Source organism: Cobetia sp. MMG027, from assembly GCF_027947415.1.
Classification (GTDB): domain Bacteria; phylum Pseudomonadota; class Gammaproteobacteria; order Pseudomonadales; family Halomonadaceae; genus Cobetia; species Cobetia marina.
The window spans coordinates 41378-59820 of record NZ_JAQJIO010000001.1 but is presented as its reverse complement, the minus strand read 5'-3'; the positions used below and the strand labels follow the sequence as shown (position 1 = coordinate 59820).

Genomic DNA, 18443 nt, shown 5'->3' with positions numbered 1-18443 from the left:
AGCCTCAGGGCTGGCGTTGTCGTCGTGCGTCTCCGCTACGGCTCAATCATCGCGTCGGGCATGGATTCCCGATAGCGGTGGCGTCTGGCCGTCACCCTGTCGGGGAGCTTCCTCATGCTGGGGAGCGTAGCGATTCAGCGCCTCGGCATAGCTCAGCGGACGCCCATCACCGCTGTCGCGCTGACTGCCCTTCCGGTTCTCGTCCTTGCGGGCGAGAGAGGGATTCGCGGGATATGTCGAGGACGGGGTCTCATGGGGTGTCTGGCGAGCCCCATCCGAGTGACGAGCCGAATGGCTGACGCGAGGGCGGCGCCACAGGCGCCAGGCCAGTATCAGCCCCCCTGCCCAGCTGACGCTCCCCAGCAGCCCGTAGGCGATCATGCTCCAGACATTGCCGGGACGATGGCCCGCATTGATGATGATCACCCGCGACAGGTCGATGTCCGGCCAGCGTTCACTCAACAGGGCGCGCTCGTCTCCGGGGAGGTCGGTCTCGGCATGCAGCACGGTACCGAACAGGCCATCCGGGAACTCGATGAGCGGCGGGACGTTCTTCAGGCTCTGGACGGAATCGGTACGCACCAGCACGCCCATGCGCTCGATGCGCGGCCACTCGTCCGAGGGAATGCCATCGATGCCACCGAAGGCGCGTGACAATCCTGCCAGCTCCAGCAGATAGGGGTTCATGTCCGAGATCACCGGGTAATAGAGCGTCTCGATTCGCTGCCCACCTTCGGCAGCCGCATCCAGACGAAAGGTCTCGGCATGTTCGCGATAGACGGCCCAGTGATCGCGTAGCGACACGAACTGATTGACCGGAAGATTGCCCTGTTCGACGGCTTCCAGGTTCAAGGTCTCAGGCCGGGACGTGACACGGCCCACCCAGCGCCCCTCTTCGAAGGCAAACAGCCAGGCCGCCAGCCCCACGAGCAGCAAGACGACGATACCCGCCCCGGCCAGCCGGCGACGCAAGGTGTAGGAAGGACTCATTGGTTAGCATTCCCTGCTTCTGCCAGCCTGACGTGCGGCCGGTCTTGATGTAATGACGACACGAACCATCGTGATCTTCACGACAGCATACCTCATCCACTCACGCGGCCTTTCCACACTCGGCCGGCCACGCAACAGCGGTGAGCGTCCGGACTCAAGGGCCCTTGAGTCGCGAGGACAGACGCTCACTTTCACGACAGTAACGCTGACGCAGACGCAGCACCTCAAGTGAGTTGCTCGACAGCGCATCCAGCACATAACGATTGCAGGCGCGTTCCGCACGTTTCTGGGCAGCTTCCAGCGCCTTGCGCGCCTCACGCTGGGCAGGTGTCATCCCGGCATAGGGGTCGCGCAGGGGCTTGTAGGTGGCGGCCGCCTTGCAATACATGGTGCGAGTGTCGAGATGGGCAGCACGCCCCCTCTGCTGCAGGGCGTGACAGGTCTCGACGAACAGACGGCTGGCCATGCGTGAGCAATCACGTTGCTCCGCCGCGCTGCCGGTCTTGCTCAGCCGAGCACACACCGACTCCTCCTGGATACGCCACAACTGATGACGGAAGTCGACGGTGTAGCCGTGATAGAGCACCTGTACCTGCTGGACACGCGAATCGTAGACATCGCTGATATCACGAGACTCAAGATGGGTCACGATCTTGAGGAAGGAGGCAAGGGTCAGCGTAGCAGGATCCATGTGGCGTGAGGGATAAGGCGTTCATCCCCGGCTTCTCCGTCGCAATGAGTGCTCTAGTGCCCGCAAAGGGCCGCGTGCAGATGTCAGACGCCGCCGTCAGCGGCTCAGGGCCAGGCGCGCGCCGAGTGCCACCATCACGGTGCCGGTGATGCCTTCCATCCAGCTGGCGACACGGGGTCGAGCCAGCCAGCGCCCGGCACCGCCCACCATCACCGCCACACCGATCTGCCACAGGTTGGCGATCACGAAGTGGACACCTGCCAGCCACAGCGACTTGAGAATGGCCGGGTCGGTCGGTGCGATGAACTGCGGCAGGAACGCCATATAGAAGACGACGGTCTTGGGGTTGAGCACGTTGGAGAGGAAGCCTTCGCGCAACGGTTGCCAGAGAGAGACTCGCTGACGCGCGACATCGGCCTGGATATCCAGCCCGCGAGTGCGGCGCGCACTGAGCAGACTCTTGATCCCCAGCCATACGAGATAGGTAGCACCGACCAGCTTGAGTGCCGAGAAGGCCCAGGCGGATTGCAGAAGAATCAGCGAGATCCCCGCCGACGACACCAGGGCATGCACGAAGAGTCCGGCACAGATGGCAACACTGGTGAGCACCCCGTCGCGCAGGCCGCCACGCAGGGTGTTGCGAATCACCAGCAGGGTGTCCACTCCGGGGGTCACGGTGAGCAGCGTGATGGCCACCACGAATGACCAGAACGCGGTATCGAACTGAATGAAGTCAAACATGCCGCATATCCTTGTGACGGACTTCTCCACGCCCTGCGGCATGAACGGATGTCCAGTCTAAGCGAGGGATGCGAGCCTGAAAAGTCATCGCTGACAACCTTCAGACCGCCAGCCCATCCTCGTCGCTCAACTGCCGCCCTCGCCCCCACCTCGGCGTGATCCCTTCCACTGAGACTCGCTCATGCCTTCGAGGGAGGCGCCCCGGGCGCCGAGGCGCCGCAGGGCTTCAACCGACCAGCCACAATCCCGCCACCACATCGGCAAGCAGCACCGCCAATGCCAGCAGAATGACGACGCCATCCTCACCGATCAGCCCCAGCCCGAGCAGCAACAGCGTCGCGGCGGGCAGTGCCGAGGCAAACGGCACCAGCTCCAGCGGCACCATGGTGGCCGCCAGCAGAATGGCCAGTGCAGCGATCAGACGATAGGCGATGCCACGTGTCATGAAACCGAGCCGCGGCTTTAGCAATCGGTCGATGCGCCGTGTCCAGGGACGCGCTCGCTGCACGCCATGGGTGAGGCGCTCATGCTCGAAACTGAAGCTGGCCAGCCGTCTGGGCAACCAGGGAGTGCGATGGCCCAGCAACAGCTGGAAGGCGATCAGCCCGATGAACAGCGCACAGGTAGTCGGCACGCCCGGAATGGCCCCGGTCGGCAGCAGAACCAGCAGCGCCGGCAACACCAGCAAGGGGCCGAAGCCGCGTGAATTGAAATGTTCCAGTATGGCACCCAGCGAGATGTCGCCTTCTATCTCGCGGTCCAGCTCTTCCAGCAATGCGGTGAGACCGCTGTCCTTGGCGTGTTCGCTCATGAGATATCCGTGGTGAGACGTGACAGGGAAGAAAGAGCAGACACATGGCAATACCGATGTCGGTCAGTCCTGCTATCGGCAAGCGGATCGCCTGCCATCAGCCGACCAGACGTTCACCGAGCATGCCGATCATGAATCCCAGCGTGGCCCCCAGCGGTGGAGACCAGTGATGCACCACTCGCGCCTGGGGGGCGATGTCCTGAAAGATCAGATATAGGATACCTCCCGCCGCGAAGGCCATCAGCCCGCCCAGCAACCGGGGGGCATCCGCCAACCACAGATGGCCGGAGAAGGCCGCCAGCGGACCGAGCAATGACAGCAGCAGGAAGGCGCCCAGTCCCTGTCGCGCGGTGAGGCCAGCGCCTTCCAGCTCCCGATAGGCATTGAAACCTTCTGGCAGGTTCTGCACGGCGATGAACAGCGCCATCAGCATGGCCGCCGCAGGTGAGGCGGATGCCAGGGCCCCGAGAGCGATCGCCTCGGGGATGAAGTCCATCAACATCGCCAGCAGCTGTCCCCTGGCGTCGCCGCTGCGGGCCAGCCAGCGATCCAGCTGCATGAAGACGAGCGCCCCGAGCAGAAACAGCCCGAGCAGAGGCAGGACGGACAGGGATTCCATGGCGCGAGGCACCAGCACCAACGCGACCGCTGCCAGCAGGATGCCTCCCCCCAGCGCCGTGATGCCAGCCAACCAGCTGCGCTTGACGTGGGTTTCGTGGCTACGCTCCAGTTGCGCGATCACCCCGCCCAGCGGGATGCACAACCCGGCCGCCCAGGCCATCGCCAACATTTCCCAGGGGAGGTCTGCCATCATGCTGCCGGGCGGCCACCAGGGGCCGGACGTTCACCCAGCACGCGCATCAGCAGGCTGGTACCGAGCCCCCAGGCACCATTGAGAATCAGGCCGCCGATGATCATCATCGGCACCACGGCGATGCCCTTGAGCGGGAAGACGACCAGCATGGCCACTGCCGTCGGACCGACGGCACCGAATGCCAGACTGATCAGCCAGTGGCTCATGCCGGTGCTGCGGCGTACCAGCGCCCATAGCGGCAGTCCCCATAGCCCGCCCCAGAAGGCCAGCGAGAGCACTGACGGAACGCCCAGCGGCCCGGCAGGGGTCATGTTGTAGGGCGCCTTGGGCAGGATATCGGCCAGATAGAAGAGCCCGAACAGCCCCTGATGGAAGATCAGGGTCGCCAGAAAAGCCGCCACGAAAGCCTTGAGCCAGATCATGTGAACATCCTTGTGATTGAGGCCGCCTGCACTGAAGGTCGGCGGCGTCCGGACAGTCCCGGAGCCACCTCCCGGGACCGATACGGCACTGACGCTTGCCGAAGGTGGATCAGCGGGCCTGTTCCTGGGAGATCTGCTCGTTGAGCGTCCAGAAATCATAGAGCACGCCGATGAAGAACAGCCCACCGGTACACAGATAGATCAGCCCGGTCAGCCACTTGCCCATGTACATGCGGTGGACGCCGAATACGCCCAGGAAGGTGAGCAGAATCCAGCTCAACGAGTAGTTGATTGGCCCTTCACGAAAGCGGAAATCCGCCTCGCGGTCCATGGCGGGAATCAGGAACAGGTCGATCAGCCAGCCGATCCCCAGCAGGCCGAAGGTGAACAGCCAGATGGTGCCGGTGACCGGTTTGCCATAGTAGAAACGATGGGCGCCGAGGAAACCGAAGATCCACAGCAGATAGCCCATGGTCTTGGAGTGCGTGTCCTGTACGACGGGCGATGCGGTCATCTGTAAAGCCTTAGCCGTGAAACGGCAGATCATGATTGCGAATACAGTCAATGCGGTCTTGGCGGGCGGGAATCAAGCCTCTCGTGCCCGCAAGCCCTGTCCAGACGCGACAACGCCACCCACGCAGCCGCGCGGGTGGCGTTGAAGCCTGTCGTGTCGTCACCGAAGCCTAGATCACGCCCAGTTCGCGCAGACGTTCCTTGAGATAGGAATCCGCGGTGTGCTTGTCAGACAGCACCACTTGTGGACGCGGATGCAGGAACAGCGGCAGGGACAGACGCGACTGACTGCACCCTTCCCCCGTCGGATTGATCACGCGATGCGTGGTGGACGGGAAATAGCCGCCACTGGCTTCCTGGAGCATGTCGCCGACATTGATGACCAGCTGACCCGGATCACAGGGCACGTCCATCCATTCACCATCGACATCCATCACCTGCAGCCCCGGCTCATTGGCGGCAGGCAGCACGGTCAGCAGGTTGATGTCCTCATGGGCAGCGGCACGCACGGCACCCGGCTCTTCCGAACCGGTCATCGGCGGATAGTGCAGGACGCGCAAGAGCGTCTGCCCACTGTCCTTGATCATGTTGGAGAGCGGCTCACGATAGAGCTCGGCCACTTCAGCGGGCGAATGCGCTTCCACCCAGCTCAGGAGCTCCGCGGCGAAGGCTTCTGCCTGACGGTAGTACTCCATGGCATTCTCGCGCAGGCTGTCCGGAATCTTTCCCCACGGATAGATGTGGTAGTACTCCTTGAGGTCCCGCGCCGTATGTCCCTTGGCGGTCTCGGAGACATCCGCCGGGAAGAGACCATCCTGGGTCTTCGGGTCGTAGCGCCACTCCAGCTTGTCGGCACTCGCGAAGAATTCCGCCCATTCAGCGTAGATCTTCTCGACCAATTCATGAGAAATCGGATGATTGCGAATCACGCCGAAGCCTGTCGTGCGCAGGGATTCGACAAATTTTTCGGCAGCATCGGCCGAGCGGTAATCTACGTTCTGGACCTTCATGGCATTTCCATCTATGTTGGCTCTGTGTACGCATCCTACTTGAGCAGGCAGACGTCGCCAATACGACGACTGACTATTCGGTCAAGATGCGAACATGTGCAGTTTCTACTGCAGGCGTAGGTCAAGCAGGAAAGGATGTCGTCGCAGGACGTAACGCGTCTCTCTGGTGGAATTCCCCCTAGCCGCACCAACGCAATCCGGTCTGATGGGCAGACCACCAACATCATCACGTAAGCAAGGAAAGAATCATGGCAACTGGCACAGTCAAGTGGTTTAACGACACCAAAGGTTTCGGCTTCATTTCTCCGGACGACGGCGGCGACGACCTGTTCGCGCACTTCTCTGAAATTCAGGCAGAAGGCTTCAAGTCCCTGCAGGATGGCCAGAAGGTTTCCTTCGACGTCACCCAGGGCAAGAAAGGCCTTCAGGCCGCAAACATCAAGCCGGTCTGATCATCTGATCACTCCGGTCAGTCCACCCTCATCGGTGGCCTGATGATGGCAAGACACAGAAACGCCCGCCTATTGGCGGGCGTTTCTGTGTCCGCTGCCTCCGCCAGAGCGATGGCACTACATCGCTTCAGGACGGCATGAGAGCAAGACGCACAACGCCGCAGCACGGGGCCGCGGCGTTGCAGGCAGGACATTCACTCACGTGAGTGATGGCATTGCCTCAAACGATCACTGCTGAGCGTCATCAACGGATTCGTTGGCCGCCTTCTGAGCTTCATTGATCTCGGCGTTGGCTTCCGCCGCAGCGTCATCACCCTGCTGTTCAGCGGAGTTGGTCAGTTCAGCAGCCTGCTCCTTGGTGGAGTCGTAGGCGTTCTTGGCAGCATCGGCGGTGGCGTCAGCGGCATCGTTCACACCCTGCTTGGCGGACTCGTAAGTCTCGCTGGCGGCGTTCTTGGTCGCATCGAGGGCATCATCGCTCTCGGCGGCAGCTTCGTCACCCATGGCGTCAGCGGACTGCGCTGCGTCATCGGCCATGTTGTCAGCCTTGTCAGCCGCGTCGTCCATTTCAGCAGCAGCTTCATCTGCAGCCTGGTCCATCTCGGCAGCAGCGGCTTCAGCAGCCTGATCGGCACTCTGCTCAGCCTGCTCTGCGCTTTGCTCTGCAGACGTCTCGGCTTGCTGGGCGGCCTTGTCGGTATCGCCATTGTCACAACCGGCGATGGCCAGGGACAGGCCAGCGGCCAGTGCGGGAATCATCCATTGCTTGAGCTTCATCGTCTTCTCCTTGATAGGTGGGGAGTCATCAGCCCCTTGTTTCCTGCGCAAAGCATTGCAACAAAGGTCGAGTATTCATGCAAGCGAAAGCGTGTTCAAACGCTTGGATGACTTCAACATGGTGCTCGCTTGGCAGCTTTTCAAGCAAATCGCCCTTTCAGTAGCATGAAAATGTTAACGAACACCATTTCTTTTCTCTGACGACTCTCTGATCACTCTCCGATATCTTCGTTCCATACTTCCGGCTGTTCGCGGATGAATGTCTCCATCAGCTCCCGACAACGCGCATTGTCCACGACGTCCACCTTGACGCCTTGAGCGCGCAGATGGTCTTCCGCGCCCATGAAGGTCCTGTTCTCCCCCACGACGACATGGGGAATCCCGTAGAGCTGGATGGCGCCACTGCACATCGGGCACGGGGACAAGGTAGTGTAGAGCACGCACTCGCGATAGACCTTCGCCGGCAGACGTCCGGCATTCTCCAGCGCATCCATCTCACCGTGCAGTACCGTGCTGCCCTTCTGCTGACGCTGGTTGTGGCCACGCCCGATGATCTTGCCATCGTGGACCAGTACCGAGCCGATCGGTACGCCACCTGTGGCATGGCCCTTCTCGGCCTCCTCGATGGCCGCTTGCAGGAAACCTTGGTGATCCTGAGTCTGCGCTGACATGGTCTTGCTCCTGAATATTCAGTAAGGGGGTTCAGTCATGAAACATCGGCGATGACGACATGGGGAGGCCACCCTGCAGGCACGCCCCTGTGAGCGAACCTGGCGTGAACGGCGAGCATCACCCGAGTCCCGCTTCCCCTGTCATCATCTGACGGGCTCGTCTCAGCCCTTCATTGCCGGCATTGGTGGGCTCACCGACTTCATTGGCAAGCTCGCGGAAGCTGCCCATCGCACCGAGCAGCGCCGAGGCTTCATAGGGGATGAAGACTCGATCACCGTCACGGGCCATGTCCGGCAGCATCTGCAGGTATTTCTGTCCCAGCATGTAGCCCACCACCAGTTGCGGATCTTCCGCCCCGATGGCATCACGCAGCTGGTAGATGGCCTGGCGCTCACCCTCGGCACGCAGGATGGAGGCCTGCTTGTCGCCCTCGGCGCGCAACACCGCGGACTGCTTCTCACCTTCCGCCGTGGCGATGGCCGCCTCGCGCTGACCATTGGCCTCGGTGACGGTGGCACGACGCCGGCGCTCGGCCGCCATCTGCAGACGCATCGCATCCTCGACTTCATCGGGCATGCTGATGTCCTGGATCTCGACTCGGGTGACCTTGACGCCCCACTTGTCACCGACCTCATCCATGGTGACCTGCAAGGCATCATTCACTTCCTTGCGACTCTCGAACAGCTTGTCGAGCTCCATTCGTCCGATCTCGGAACGCAGGCTGGTCTTGGCGAGCACCTCGATGGCCTGGGTGAAGTTCTCCACTTCATAGACCGCGCGCTTGGGGTCGACGATCTGGAAATAGAGAGCGCCATTGACGGTCACCGTCACGTTGTCCGTCGTCACCACGCTTTGTCCCGGAAAGTCCATCACCGTCTCACGACGGTCGATGCGCGTCTCCTCGACCACAAGCGGCAGGTTGTCGCCCTTGATCTGGCGATAGCGGCGAATGGTAATCGAGCGCGGCTTGTCGATGAAAGGCACGACCAGATTGATACCGGATTCCAGAGTACGGCTGTAGCTGCCGAGCCGTTCGATCACGACGGCTTCGGACTGCTGGACGATCATCAATCCCTTGGCCAGCAGAATGACGACAAGCGCCACGATGAAGAGAATGATGATGAGACCCGGACTGATGATCATGTTGCTCAACTCCCTTGAACTGGGCAGCTTCCTGCCGCCCGAATGAATGGTGATATCACCACTTGCCCGACCGCCAGGACGGCGAGGCGGACCTTGAGACAGATTACTCGACGCGCTCCACGCAGAGCGTGATGCCTTCGACGCTGAGGATCCTGACCGTGTCCCCCGCTGCCGGCTTCGTCTCCCCCTCCCAGCGTAGCGGATACTCATTGCCTGACACGCGCACGGCAAGTTTGCCGCCGTTGCCGATGATCACCTTGACCAGCTGGCCGGTCTCCGCGCCACTGCCCAGGGTACCGTAGGGCGTCTTGGGCAACAGATAGGGATGGATCTTGCGGACGAACAACGGCACGACCACCAGCGCCGTGATCGCCACGCTGATCAGCTGGACGTTGAGCCCCGCCCCGAGAACGGATGCCAGAGCGCCACTCAGCGCACTGACCCCCAACGCCAGCAGCACGAATTGCGCTCCCAGCAACTCAAGCCCCGCCAGAATCAACCCGAGAATGACCCAGAGATGCCACGCTGCCACACCTGTCATGCCATCGTTCTCCCAAGCGTTTCTCTCGTCCATTGCGGTCAAGAGACTGAAGAAATCTCGTGCTGAAAATGCCACGAGCGCAGCCCGAGTAAACCTCAGACTGCGCTCGTGTACCAGACTGGCATCGATGATGAGAGGAGCGCTAGCGATTCGCCTGCAACAGCTCGGTATCCGCCGGCGCCACCAGTTGCAGTGCCTGTGGCGCGATACTGAACTCGCTGTCCTCGATCAGATGACTCTCGCCGTCCAGATTGACCGGCAGCGGCTCCCCTCGATAGCGCAGCGTATCGGTACGCACATAACGCACGAAATGACCGTTCTCAGGCAGGGATTCCAACTCTTCCACCACCTCACCGATGCGCGCGATGGGGAAATCACGAATCACCAGCACATCGAAACCGGCATCATCGAGCAAGGCCCGTGGCGCCAGCTCCTGCCCGCCACCGGCCTGCCGACCATTACCGATGGCCAGCACGAACAGCGCAAGCTCTTCCTCGACCCCATCGAGCGTGAGACGTCCTCGATAGGGACGGAAATCCCACGCCTTGAGCACGCCCATCAGCGAATAGGCCCCACCCCCGAACAGCTTCTTGAGTCCGGCCGGGGTCGAGCGGGTCACCTCCGCTCCGAAACCGGCCGAGGCAACATTGAGGAAGTAGGCATCATCGAGCTGCACCAGATCCACCGCTCGTGATTGCCCTTCACAGGCCAGTGCCAGAGCCTCGGAGATACCGGGCGGTATCCCGAGCGAGGTCGCCAGGTCATTGGCCGTCCCCAGCGGAAGAATGGCCAGTTCCGGACGTTGAGCCCGTGGATGCGTCATCAGCGCATTGGCCAGCAGGTTGAGCGTGCCATCCCCGCCCCCGGCAATCAGGCGTGTGACGCCTTCCGCGATCGCTTCATCCACCAACCTCGCGACATCCTGTGCTTCGAAGGTCAGACGTATCTCCAACCCCTGGGTGCGCTCACGCTGGGCGAACAAGGCATCACGCAGCTCAGGCTGCTGTGCCTTCTCACCGTTGAGTATCACGCGCACACGCGCCGCTGATTCCATGTGGTGTCTCCTTGGCGACATGCGGATCGAGCGACAAGCATACTCCCGTCAGGCCTCAGGAATGAACCACCCACGCGAGCCCACATCGGTTAGCTGCCCTGAGGTGTCTCATCGACGCCAAGCCCCGGCTGACGGCGCGCGCCCAGCAACAGCAAGGGAAGAATCATCACCACGCTGATCAGGAGCAATCCCTGCTGCGGCGCCAGCGGGGTACTGAGCAGCGCGGTGGCCACGATGGCCGAGCCCCCCAGCTGAATGCTGCCCAACAGCGCCGCCGCCGTACCGGCACGCTCACCGAAGGCTTCCAGCGCCAGACTGGAAGCGGCGCCCAGGGCCAGCGAGAAACCGACTGACAGCACTCCCACCGGCACCATGAAGGCTGCCGCCGACAACGGCAACCAGGCCATGGCGGCCCCTTGCATCAGCCCGGAGACCAGGATGATCGCCAGTCCCAGCCGAACCGTCGGCTGGCGTCCCAGCCGGGTGATCACGCGCGGTGCGAAGAAGAACGTCAGGATATTGATCACGGCGTTGCCCCCAAACATCGCGCTGAAGGCAAGCTCGGAATGGCCCAGCGTTTCCACCAGCAACTCGGAAGAGGAGGAGACATACAGCAGGATCGCACTCATCGCCGACATGGCCACCAGCGCCTGATACAGGAAGCGCCAGCTGGTCAGCACCGGGCGATACCGCGCCCAATTGTAGAGCGGACGCTCCACCACCGTGTTGGCGGGGCGCGTCTCGGCGAACAACCGCCAGGCGGCTGACCCGACGCACAGCGCGAAGAACCCCATGAACAGGAAGTTGGATCGCCACCCGAACTGCACCGCCAGCAGGCCGCCCAGAACCGGCGCCAATGCCGGAATGATGCACAACGCACCATTGAGGTAGCTGTACATCCTGGCACCCTGCTCCGGCGTATAGCAGTCACGCACCGCCGCGAAGGCCACCGTGACGGTAGCACAGGCCCCCAACCCCTGCAGGATGCGCCCGACATACAACATGCCGATGTCCTGGGCCAGCGTCGCGACCACGGCACCTGCCAGATAGACCAGCGCGCCGCCCAGCAAGGCGGGACGACGACCATAGAGGTCCGTCAGCGGCCCGACCAGAATCTGGCCGACCCCCACCGCACCGAGAAACAGGGTCACCGTCATCTGCATCACGTCGGTGGGCTGCGCAAACTCGCGCGCCATCGCCGGCAGCGATGGGAGATAGATATCGATCGCCAGCGGCGAGAACATCACGCAGCCGACCAATAGCAGCAGCAGTTGTCGGGCACTCGGCAGGGGCCGTGCGGTAGCGGAGGAAGACGCGGACATGGAGTCTCTCATGGAGTCGGAAGGCAGCTCAGCGGCGAATGGCGAGCGAGTCGGAAGCTGCAGAGACTAGCGCCTGTGACTTATGCTGCAAAATGATATTATTTCAGCCCTGATATTCCACTGGCGAAATTCATGACCTCGACTTCCCGCCATGCTCCCTCCAATGCTGGCCTCCGGTCACCCGGCCCCCTCAATCCGCGCCTGGACCTCAATCTCCTGCAGGTGTTGCAGGTGCTTCTGGAAGAATGCAGCGTCACGCGGGCCGCGGGCCGACTGCACCTTTCCCAGTCGGCCGTCAGCAAGAGCCTGGCTCGCCTGAGAGCGATGTTCGATGACCCCCTCTTCATTCGAGAGCGTCATGGCCTGCGGCCCACGCCACGTGCGCTCGGGCTCAGGGGTGAGCTTGCCGAGCTGCTCTCGCGTCTCGAGCATCTCAGCGCACCGCCGACCTTCACGCCCGCCACCAGTCGCCGACGCTTCCAGCTGGCCGTGCTGGAGAGCGCCTGGGCGACGCTGATGCCCTCCTGTACCCGCGCCCTCACCCAGGCCCTCCCGCTCGGCAGTCTCGAGATCAGTCGCTGGCAGGCCGACTGTCTCAATCTGATGGAAAGAGGCCTGCTGGATATCGGCCTCGGGGCACACGACCATCCGACCGACACGCCGAGCGAGCCCCCGGCGCTACCGAGAGGCTTCCACTCGCACACCCTGTGGCGCGATGATCACGTGATGTTGCTGCGCGACGGCCATCCACTGCTCGAGCGTTCGGTGCCGCTGACTCTCGAGGAGTTCGCCACGCTCGATCATGTCCAGGCCACCTGCGAGGGCCGCTCTCGCTGGTCGCTGGATGAGCGGCTCGAACGGCATGGTGCTCCGCGTCGCATCAAGGTACTGGTGCCGGACTTCCGGGATGCCTTGAGCATCGTCGCGCACAGTGAGCTCATCTTCTGCGCACCCAGAAGCTTCGCCCAGGCCAGCCGCCAGCAACACGGACTGGTCATTCGCGAACTGCCGCTGAAACTGCCGGCCCTGAGTTATCGCCTCATCTGGCATGCCAGCCACGAGCAGGACCCGGGCCATCGCTGGCTGCGTCAATCGCTGATGACCCACATTCGCAACGCCCATGGGGCAGACGCAGCCGCCGACGAACACTAGAATGGCCGCACACTCTGCAACCCACCGCTTTTGCGAGCGCTGACCGAGGGTGCTGATCAAGAGCACTGATCGCAAGCGCAGTGCAAGCGTCGTCAAGCCCGTCACCAGGGCTTGACCCGACGCGCAAGCACTCACCTCATATCACCATCCGCCTGTACACGAGGTATTTCCATGCGCCCCATCATCCGCCTGTTCTTCCGCACTCTGCGACTGGTACTGGCCCCCTTCATGCTGCTCAGCGAGAAGCTGACCCGCGGCAGCGCGCTCGAGCGCAGCCCCGCCCAGCAGGCCGAGGTGGACGCCGAGACGGCCAAGCTGGCGCTGTATCAGTTCTCGACCTGCCCGTTCTGCATCAAGGTGCGCAAACGCATGCATCAGCTGAACCTGAACATCGAGCAGCGCGACACCCAGCACAACGCCACTCACCGCCAGGCCCTCGAACAGGGTGGCGGTCGCGTCAAGGTGCCGTGCCTGCTGATCACCCATGACGATGGTCGCGAAGAGTGGATGTACGAATCCGACACCATCAATGCCTACCTGCAGGAGCGCTTCGGTAGCGCGGCCTGACAATACAAAGGCTGATACGACGCAGACCGCAAGAGGCCGCTCTCATGAGCGGCCTCTTGCGGTCTGGTGAGCGCGATCACGCGCGCTTGGGTGTCTCTCTTCTGCTTACCGTCTTGCCCACATTCTGCCTCTCATCAGGCCAGCGCCTGCGAGACGGATGCCCGCTTGTGGCGAGCCGCCTGGCGCATCTGATCCATCGCCCACACCATCGCCAATGTCAGCATGACGGCCCCCAGGGTGTGCGCCAGCGCCAGATCCAGTGGCAGCCACCACAGCACATTGGCGATCCCCAGCCCAGCCTGCAGCCCCCAGGCTGCCAGCGCCCAGCCCCAGGGATTGAGCGTCCCCGTGGACATGAAGCGCCTATTGCCCGCCAGCCTCGCCAGCGGGCGTGCCAGTGAAGAGGAAGGTCGCGATGGAAGGACGGCCTCGGGATGCCCGGATTGCACATGACGCCGCTGGCGCCAGTAGAGCATCAGCAGCACTGCGCCCAGCAACACCGCTCCACCGCGATGCGCCAGATGGATGGCGGTACGCGCCTCCCCATGCAGCTGTCCGTGCAGATAGCTCGGGCCGACATCCTGAGACAGATGGAAGCCCTCTCCCCAATCCATCGCCGGCCATAGCGAGCCATTGCAGGTGGGGAAACCCTCGCAGGCGAGTCCGGCATAATTGCTCGAGGTCCAGCCTCCCAATGCCAGCTGTCCAAGCAACAGTGCCGCTGCCAGCGTGGCCAGCCACGGCTGACGCAAGACACGATGCCCGTGATCGTCCGCCGCCTTGGGCAGCGTTGCTCTCGCGTCACGCGCCGCCAGTCGTCGCGTCAGTGACAACCACAGCAACAGCAGCAGACTCGCCACGCCCAGGCCGCCCAACAGATGCAACGTCACCACCTGTGGCCAGAGCTTCAGCGTGACGGTAAAGGCGCCGAAGGCACCTTGTATCAGCAATGCCGCCAGCAACAGCCAGCACCCTGCCAGCGGGAAACAGGTAGCCATGTCCAGCGCCCGATGACGCATGCCTGCCGCCGACCGGGCGAGCCGCAGGCGGCGCTCACGCCGCCGGACACGCCAGCCCAGCACGAGTAATGCCAGTGACGCCAGCCCGAGCAGGCTCGCCGCATAGCGGTGAATCATCTCAGCCCATGCCTTGTAGCCCTCCAGCGGGTGGTGAGGACTATGCAAGCTTGCCGTGTGCGCATCCGGCACCACCAGGGCGCCATAACAGCCAGGCCAATCGGGGCATCCCAGGCCGGCATCCACCAGGCGCGTCCAGGCCCCGAGGCCGATCACGAGAATGACCAGTCCCAGCATGCCGGCGACCAGCTGCCGAGCCATCCGCCACACACGCAGGAGGTCTGTCTGACTGCCTGCCTGCCGGGCCATCGAGTCATCAGCAGCGGCCAGCGGTGTGATTCCCGGCACACTCCCAGGCAAAGGATGCCCTGTCAGCGAAGTGGCAGAGGTTGAGTGACGCAGGAACGGCGGCGGGGGTATCAGCGCGGCACCGCGCTGACGGGCGCGCGCGCTGACACGGGGACGCAGAGGGTAGCGCGGGTGCGAGACAAGGCGAGACATGGCGTATCTCCCTGCTGGAGAGCTAGGGGCGAGCGAGTGATCGACGCATCACACGCTCAGCTCAGCGCGGCGCAGCCGGATTGCGCTTGAGCAATCGGCGCACATCCTTCATGACGGCCTGCGGTGTGATCTCGGGGCCATATGCCACCACGACTCGCCCCTGTGGGTCGATCAAGCGCAACGGCTGTGGCGAGGCCCCGGCGCCATTCGCCGAGGGCCAATGGCCCAGCGCACGCTGCTCCCCCGGTACTTGGGGATGCTGAAAGGACTGCTCGGCCACCACCAGACGCCCCAGCCGCGGCGCCTCCTTGCCAAGGGCGCGGTGCAGACGCCACCAACGTTCGGCCTGCGCCGTGGCCAGCTCCGACCGCCCCGGCTCCGGCCAGCTGAGCCAGAAACGCTGCTCATCCGCGCCCCGAGCGGCTCTGGGCGGCATGCCACTGTCATCCTCGGGCTGTCGCGGGGCTGATGCACTCACGAGATACTCCAGTGACCAGTCCTGCAGCGGCATCACGTCCGGCAGCAAGGCGCCGTTCGCCACCCGCCCTTCGGGTATCCCCACCTGCACACTCAGCATGGCCCACGCCAATGGCAACGGGGCAGACAGCAGCCCCAGCAATGCCACGAGTTTCAGACGCTGTCGCATCACGTGTGTCATACCACCTCCTCCAGAGCAAGACGTCCCTTGACTCGCTAGACCTGGCGCTGACGCAGCGCGGCCTGTCGTTGGCGGCGCGCGCCCACGATCATCACCACCGCCGCACCGAGACTGAGCCCCAGCCACTGCAGGGCATAGGCGTAATGGCGCTCAGGCGTCATGTTGCTCGGCTGCCACCAGGGCAAGAACCTTCCCGCACCGCCGGTCTGATGCACGATGCCGGCAAACGCCGGAGCACCAAGCGCCTTCCAGGCACTCAGATCCACCTGCTGCAACCGCTGCCCCTCCCGGTTGGGGCCGAACAGTGGCCCACCGCTGGTCCCCTGGCCGTTCAACCACTGCCAGCGACCCCTGATCACCAGAGAGCCTTCAGGGGTGGTGAACTCCGGGTCCGCACGTGGCGCTGGCGATGCCACGAAGCCCCGCTCCACCAGCCACCAGCGGCCATCCCGGGACCTGAAAGGCGTGAGCACCGCCACGCCATGGCGCTTGTCCAACGTCCGGTTATCCAGCAACAGGCTGTGCTTCGCGAGCCACTCGCCCTGCAGCTCGATCAGGCTGGCACTCGCTGGCGGTGCCGTCGGCATCACCAGTTCCGGCGCACTGGCCGTATCTTCCAGATGCTGGGCTCGCGCCTGGCCACGCATCACCTGCCAACTGCACAGACACAGGCCCAGCACGATCAGACATCCCCAGAACAGCCACCAGCCTCGCCCGACACATCGCTCCTGCGGCGCCTCCGGTGACGCCAGCGCTGTCATCGCCGACTTGCGCTTGTCCGTCGGATGGGCTCGACTGTCAGATACGGGGCGAGCGAGAGCCTTGCCCTCGCCTGACAACGTCTGCGCCCCGGGAGGTGACATGCTGCTCAAATCGCTGATCGCGCTGGTCTTCGTCGGCATGCTGGCAAGTCTCATCGCCGGAGCCGGCTTTCTGTTACACGACGGCAGCCGCAGTCGACGCCTGCTGACGTCTCTCAAGTGGCGAGTGGGCCTGGCGGTCTGTCTGGTGATTCTGCTGGTCATGGGCTTCTCCACCGGAATGCTGAACTGACTCGCGCTCGACGCTCTTCGGCCTGCCTCAGAACACGTAGACGAACAGAAACAGGCCGATCCACACCGCATCGACGAAGTGCCAATACCAGGCAGCCGCCTCGAAGGCGAAATGGCGCTCGCGGGAAAAATGACCGCGAATCACCCGAACCAGCATCACGATCAGGATCACGGTGCCGATGGTGACATGCAGGCCATGAAAGCCGGTCAGCAGGAAGAAGGTACCGCCATAGACACCGGCTTGAAGCGTCAGCCCCAGATGATGCCAGGCCTCGTAATATTCGAGCCCCTGCAACAGCAGGAAGCACACCCCAAGCGTCACGGTACCCGCCAGCCAGTTGCGCGCCGTGCGGCGATATCCCATCTTCAGCGCCTCATGGGCCACCGTCAGGGTGACACTGGAACTGACCAGCAGCAGCGTATTGGCCAGCGGCAACTGCCAGGGGGACAGCACTTCCTTCGGTCCGGCAATGCTGGCATCCGGCGGATTCATCAAGGGCCAGCTGGCCGTGAAATCAGGCCACAACAGGGCCGTCACGCCCTTGGCACCCTCGCCATCCAGCCATGGCAACGCGAAAGTTCGTACGTAGAACAACGCGCCGAAGAAGGCTGCGAAGAACATCAGTTCAGAGAAGATGAACCACGCCATGCCCCAACGAAACGAGCGGTCCATCTGATCGTCGTAAAGGCCGCCCATCGACTCGCGAACGACATCGCGAAACCATCCTGCCATCACCAGCACCACGGCCAGCATGCCGATGCCTGACAACCAGGCGGCGCTGCCATGCACCATCCAGATTCCCGTGCCGATCATCATCCCACCCACGGCCAGCACACCGAGGATGGGCCAGGCACTGTGTGCCGGAACGTAATAGCTGCCACCGCTCATCGTTCACCTCCTGCAGAGTTCTCTGCCAGGTCGCCCGCCGGCATCGACGGCATCGTGACCGGGTAAAGGGTATAGGCCAGCGTCAGGTCGCGAATGCCCTCGGGGAGATCCGGGTCCACCTGGAAGACCAGCGGCAACTCACGCCGCTCTCCCGCCGCCAGCGTCTGTTCCTGAAAGCAGAAACACATGATCTTGCGCAGATGCAGCGAGCCCTCGGCAGGACTGACGCTGGGGACCGCACGACCACGCACCGGATGATCGGCGTGATTGGTGAACACGAAGCGTGCGCGGTACTGGCCACCGGGGTGGATGCGGAACTGCTCATCCAGCGCCTCGAGTGTCCAGGGCAGACCCTGTCCCTGCTGGGTGATGAAGCGCACCGAGACCCAACGGCTCTCGTCGATCTCCATGGCCACCGCAGCCCTGGCCTGACTGGCGGCCTTGCCATTGAGGCCCGTGAGATTGCAGAAGACGTCATAGAGCGGCACCAGCGCGAAGGCGAAGCCCAGCATCCCGACCAGCGCCAGCAGCGTGCGCCGCACGGTACGTGCCACCGCCTGTTGCTGTGCTGCGTGATCGCGTGAGGACATGTCAC

Annotated in this window: 23 protein-coding genes; 4 read left to right on the top strand and 19 right to left on the bottom strand. The window is 63.1% G+C overall.

Annotation, left to right across the window (positions count from 1 at the left end):
* Positions 1-42 precede the first annotated feature (42 nt).
* The 8 genes from PJK54_RS00265 to PJK54_RS00230 form a co-directional block, all read right to left on the bottom strand.
* Positions 43-990, bottom strand: a complete 948-nt coding sequence (locus PJK54_RS00265; RefSeq protein ID WP_077372310.1) for a hypothetical protein — start codon at positions 988-990, stop codon at positions 43-45.
* 154 nt (positions 991-1144) lie between these two features.
* Positions 1145-1681: a hypothetical protein gene (locus PJK54_RS00260; RefSeq protein WP_077372307.1), complete on the bottom strand. Its 537-nt coding sequence runs from the start codon at positions 1679-1681 to the stop codon at positions 1145-1147.
* A 96-nt stretch (positions 1682-1777) separates the two neighbouring features.
* Positions 1778-2422, bottom strand: a complete 645-nt coding sequence (locus tag PJK54_RS00255; protein WP_271301942.1) for a LysE family translocator — start codon at positions 2420-2422, stop codon at positions 1778-1780.
* 226 nt (positions 2423-2648) lie between these two features.
* On the bottom strand, positions 2649-3233 hold the full coding sequence (locus tag PJK54_RS00250) for an exopolysaccharide biosynthesis protein (RefSeq protein WP_084209094.1): 585 nt from the start codon (positions 3231-3233) through the stop codon (positions 2649-2651).
* Between the two features lie 97 nt (positions 3234-3330).
* The gene (locus PJK54_RS00245; RefSeq protein WP_077373170.1) at positions 3331-4044 is read right to left on the bottom strand and encodes a ZIP family metal transporter; all 714 of its coding nucleotides are present in this window, start codon (positions 4042-4044) and stop codon (positions 3331-3333) included.
* Positions 4044-4469 carry a hypothetical protein gene (locus PJK54_RS00240; RefSeq protein ID WP_077372298.1) on the bottom strand — a complete coding sequence of 142 codons (426 nt, stop codon included), beginning with the start codon at positions 4467-4469 and terminating at the stop codon, positions 4044-4046. The genes PJK54_RS00245 and PJK54_RS00240 overlap by 1 nt, the downstream gene beginning before the upstream one ends.
* 109 nt (positions 4470-4578) lie before the next feature.
* The gene (locus PJK54_RS00235; protein WP_077372295.1) at positions 4579-4983 is read right to left on the bottom strand and encodes an NINE protein; all 405 of its coding nucleotides are present in this window, start codon (positions 4981-4983) and stop codon (positions 4579-4581) included.
* 169 nt (positions 4984-5152) lie between these two features.
* Positions 5153-5992: an isopenicillin N synthase family dioxygenase gene (locus PJK54_RS00230; protein ID WP_077372292.1), complete on the bottom strand. Its 840-nt coding sequence runs from the start codon at positions 5990-5992 to the stop codon at positions 5153-5155.
* A gap of 248 nt (positions 5993-6240) precedes the next feature.
* Between PJK54_RS00230 and PJK54_RS00225 the strand changes: the two genes are divergently transcribed.
* A complete protein-coding gene (locus tag PJK54_RS00225) occupies positions 6241-6444 on the top strand; it encodes a cold-shock protein (protein WP_043335501.1) in 204 nt (67 codons plus the stop codon).
* A 228-nt stretch (positions 6445-6672) separates the two neighbouring features.
* On the opposite strand, the gene PJK54_RS00220 is transcribed toward PJK54_RS00225, so the two are convergent.
* From PJK54_RS00220 to PJK54_RS00195, 6 genes are all read right to left on the bottom strand, one after another.
* Complete coding sequence (locus PJK54_RS00220; protein ID WP_065392582.1) at positions 6673-7221, bottom strand: hypothetical protein; 549 nt, start codon at positions 7219-7221, stop codon at positions 6673-6675.
* A 212-nt stretch (positions 7222-7433) separates the two neighbouring features.
* Positions 7434-7892: a nucleoside deaminase gene (locus tag PJK54_RS00215; RefSeq protein ID WP_271301941.1), complete on the bottom strand. Its 459-nt coding sequence runs from the start codon at positions 7890-7892 to the stop codon at positions 7434-7436.
* A 118-nt stretch (positions 7893-8010) separates the two neighbouring features.
* On the bottom strand, positions 8011-9036 hold the full coding sequence (locus PJK54_RS00210) for an SPFH domain-containing protein (protein ID WP_077372286.1): 1026 nt from the start codon (positions 9034-9036) through the stop codon (positions 8011-8013).
* 103 nt (positions 9037-9139) lie between these two features.
* Positions 9140-9577: an NfeD family protein gene (locus PJK54_RS00205; protein WP_271301940.1), complete on the bottom strand. Its 438-nt coding sequence runs from the start codon at positions 9575-9577 to the stop codon at positions 9140-9142.
* Positions 9578-9719: 142 nt separating this feature from the next.
* The gene (gene yegS, locus PJK54_RS00200; protein WP_084209096.1) at positions 9720-10631 is read right to left on the bottom strand and encodes a lipid kinase YegS; all 912 of its coding nucleotides are present in this window, start codon (positions 10629-10631) and stop codon (positions 9720-9722) included.
* Between the two features lie 89 nt (positions 10632-10720).
* Entirely contained in the window at positions 10721-11953 is a 1233-nt protein-coding gene (locus tag PJK54_RS00195; RefSeq protein WP_176502746.1) for a multidrug effflux MFS transporter, read from the bottom strand.
* A 132-nt stretch (positions 11954-12085) separates the two neighbouring features.
* On the opposite strand from PJK54_RS00195, the gene PJK54_RS00190 reads away from it, so the two are divergent.
* The gene (locus PJK54_RS00190) at positions 12086-13105 is read left to right on the top strand and encodes a LysR family transcriptional regulator (RefSeq protein ID WP_136938225.1); all 1020 of its coding nucleotides are present in this window, start codon (positions 12086-12088) and stop codon (positions 13103-13105) included.
* A gap of 171 nt (positions 13106-13276) precedes the next feature.
* The gene (locus PJK54_RS00185) at positions 13277-13672 is read left to right on the top strand and encodes a glutaredoxin family protein (protein WP_271301939.1); all 396 of its coding nucleotides are present in this window, start codon (positions 13277-13279) and stop codon (positions 13670-13672) included.
* Positions 13673-13806: 134 nt separating this feature from the next.
* On the opposite strand, the gene PJK54_RS00180 is transcribed toward PJK54_RS00185, so the two are convergent.
* From PJK54_RS00180 to PJK54_RS00170, 3 genes are all read right to left on the bottom strand, one after another.
* Complete coding sequence (locus tag PJK54_RS00180; protein WP_271302122.1) at positions 13807-15009, bottom strand: COX15/CtaA family protein; 1203 nt, start codon at positions 15007-15009, stop codon at positions 13807-13809.
* A 301-nt stretch (positions 15010-15310) separates the two neighbouring features.
* Positions 15311-15907: a hypothetical protein gene (locus PJK54_RS00175; protein WP_271301938.1), complete on the bottom strand. Its 597-nt coding sequence runs from the start codon at positions 15905-15907 to the stop codon at positions 15311-15313.
* Positions 15908-15942: 35 nt separating this feature from the next.
* A complete protein-coding gene (locus tag PJK54_RS00170) occupies positions 15943-16770 on the bottom strand; it encodes an SURF1 family protein (protein ID WP_271301937.1) in 828 nt (275 codons plus the stop codon).
* Here PJK54_RS00170 and PJK54_RS00165 point away from each other — a divergent pair.
* Complete coding sequence (locus PJK54_RS00165; protein ID WP_077372262.1) at positions 16769-16960, top strand: DUF2909 domain-containing protein; 192 nt, start codon at positions 16769-16771, stop codon at positions 16958-16960. The two genes, PJK54_RS00170 and PJK54_RS00165, sit on opposite strands and share 2 nt — an antisense overlap.
* A 27-nt stretch (positions 16961-16987) precedes the next feature.
* Here the strand turns inward: PJK54_RS00165 and PJK54_RS00160 are convergent, their stop codons facing one another.
* A complete protein-coding gene (locus PJK54_RS00160; protein ID WP_077372259.1) occupies positions 16988-17848 on the bottom strand; it encodes a cytochrome c oxidase subunit 3 in 861 nt (286 codons plus the stop codon).
* Complete coding sequence (locus PJK54_RS00155) at positions 17845-18438, bottom strand: cytochrome c oxidase assembly protein (RefSeq protein ID WP_077372256.1); 594 nt, start codon at positions 18436-18438, stop codon at positions 17845-17847. The genes PJK54_RS00160 and PJK54_RS00155 overlap by 4 nt, the downstream gene beginning before the upstream one ends.
* Positions 18439-18443: the final 5 nt, after the last annotated feature.

Excerpts from the sequence above, each read along its gene's own strand:
- PJK54_RS00265 (WP_077372310.1), bottom strand. The coding sequence starts at position 990 with ATGAGTCCTTCCTACACCTTGCGTCGCCGGCTGGCCGGGGCGGGTATC.
- PJK54_RS00260 (WP_077372307.1), bottom strand. The coding sequence starts at position 1,681 with ATGGATCCTGCTACGCTGACCCTTGCCTCCTTCCTCAAGATCGTGACC.
- PJK54_RS00255 (WP_271301942.1), bottom strand. The coding sequence starts at position 2,422 with ATGTTTGACTTCATTCAGTTCGATACCGCGTTCTGGTCATTCGTGGTG.
- PJK54_RS00250 (WP_084209094.1), bottom strand. The coding sequence starts at position 3,233 with ATGAGCGAACACGCCAAGGACAGCGGTCTCACCGCATTGCTGGAAGAG.
- PJK54_RS00245 (WP_077373170.1), bottom strand. The coding sequence starts at position 4,044 with ATGGCAGACCTCCCCTGGGAAATGTTGGCGATGGCCTGGGCGGCCGGG.
- PJK54_RS00240 (WP_077372298.1), bottom strand. The coding sequence starts at position 4,469 with ATGATCTGGCTCAAGGCTTTCGTGGCGGCTTTTCTGGCGACCCTGATC.
- PJK54_RS00235 (WP_077372295.1), bottom strand. The coding sequence starts at position 4,983 with ATGACCGCATCGCCCGTCGTACAGGACACGCACTCCAAGACCATGGGC.
- PJK54_RS00230 (WP_077372292.1), bottom strand. The coding sequence starts at position 5,992 with ATGAAGGTCCAGAACGTAGATTACCGCTCGGCCGATGCTGCCGAAAAA.
- PJK54_RS00225 (WP_043335501.1), top strand. The coding sequence starts at position 6,241 with ATGGCAACTGGCACAGTCAAGTGGTTTAACGACACCAAAGGTTTCGGC.
- PJK54_RS00220 (WP_065392582.1), bottom strand. The coding sequence starts at position 7,221 with ATGAAGCTCAAGCAATGGATGATTCCCGCACTGGCCGCTGGCCTGTCC.
- PJK54_RS00215 (WP_271301941.1), bottom strand. The coding sequence starts at position 7,892 with ATGTCAGCGCAGACTCAGGATCACCAAGGTTTCCTGCAAGCGGCCATC.
- PJK54_RS00210 (WP_077372286.1), bottom strand. The coding sequence starts at position 9,036 with ATGATCATCAGTCCGGGTCTCATCATCATTCTCTTCATCGTGGCGCTT.
- PJK54_RS00205 (WP_271301940.1), bottom strand. The coding sequence starts at position 9,577 with ATGACAGGTGTGGCAGCGTGGCATCTCTGGGTCATTCTCGGGTTGATT.
- yegS (WP_084209096.1), bottom strand. The coding sequence starts at position 10,631 with ATGGAATCAGCGGCGCGTGTGCGCGTGATACTCAACGGTGAGAAGGCA.
- PJK54_RS00195 (WP_176502746.1), bottom strand. The coding sequence starts at position 11,953 with ATGTCCGCGTCTTCCTCCGCTACCGCACGGCCCCTGCCGAGTGCCCGA.
- PJK54_RS00190 (WP_136938225.1), top strand. The coding sequence starts at position 12,086 with ATGACCTCGACTTCCCGCCATGCTCCCTCCAATGCTGGCCTCCGGTCA.
- PJK54_RS00185 (WP_271301939.1), top strand. The coding sequence starts at position 13,277 with ATGCGCCCCATCATCCGCCTGTTCTTCCGCACTCTGCGACTGGTACTG.
- PJK54_RS00180 (WP_271302122.1), bottom strand. The coding sequence starts at position 15,009 with ATGGCTCGGCAGCTGGTCGCCGGCATGCTGGGACTGGTCATTCTCGTG.
- PJK54_RS00175 (WP_271301938.1), bottom strand. The coding sequence starts at position 15,907 with ATGACACACGTGATGCGACAGCGTCTGAAACTCGTGGCATTGCTGGGG.
- PJK54_RS00165 (WP_077372262.1), top strand. The coding sequence starts at position 16,769 with ATGCTGCTCAAATCGCTGATCGCGCTGGTCTTCGTCGGCATGCTGGCA.
- PJK54_RS00170 (WP_271301937.1), bottom strand. The coding sequence starts at position 16,770 with ATGTCACCTCCCGGGGCGCAGACGTTGTCAGGCGAGGGCAAGGCTCTC.
- PJK54_RS00160 (WP_077372259.1), bottom strand. The coding sequence starts at position 17,848 with ATGAGCGGTGGCAGCTATTACGTTCCGGCACACAGTGCCTGGCCCATC.
- PJK54_RS00155 (WP_077372256.1), bottom strand. The coding sequence starts at position 18,438 with ATGTCCTCACGCGATCACGCAGCACAGCAACAGGCGGTGGCACGTACC.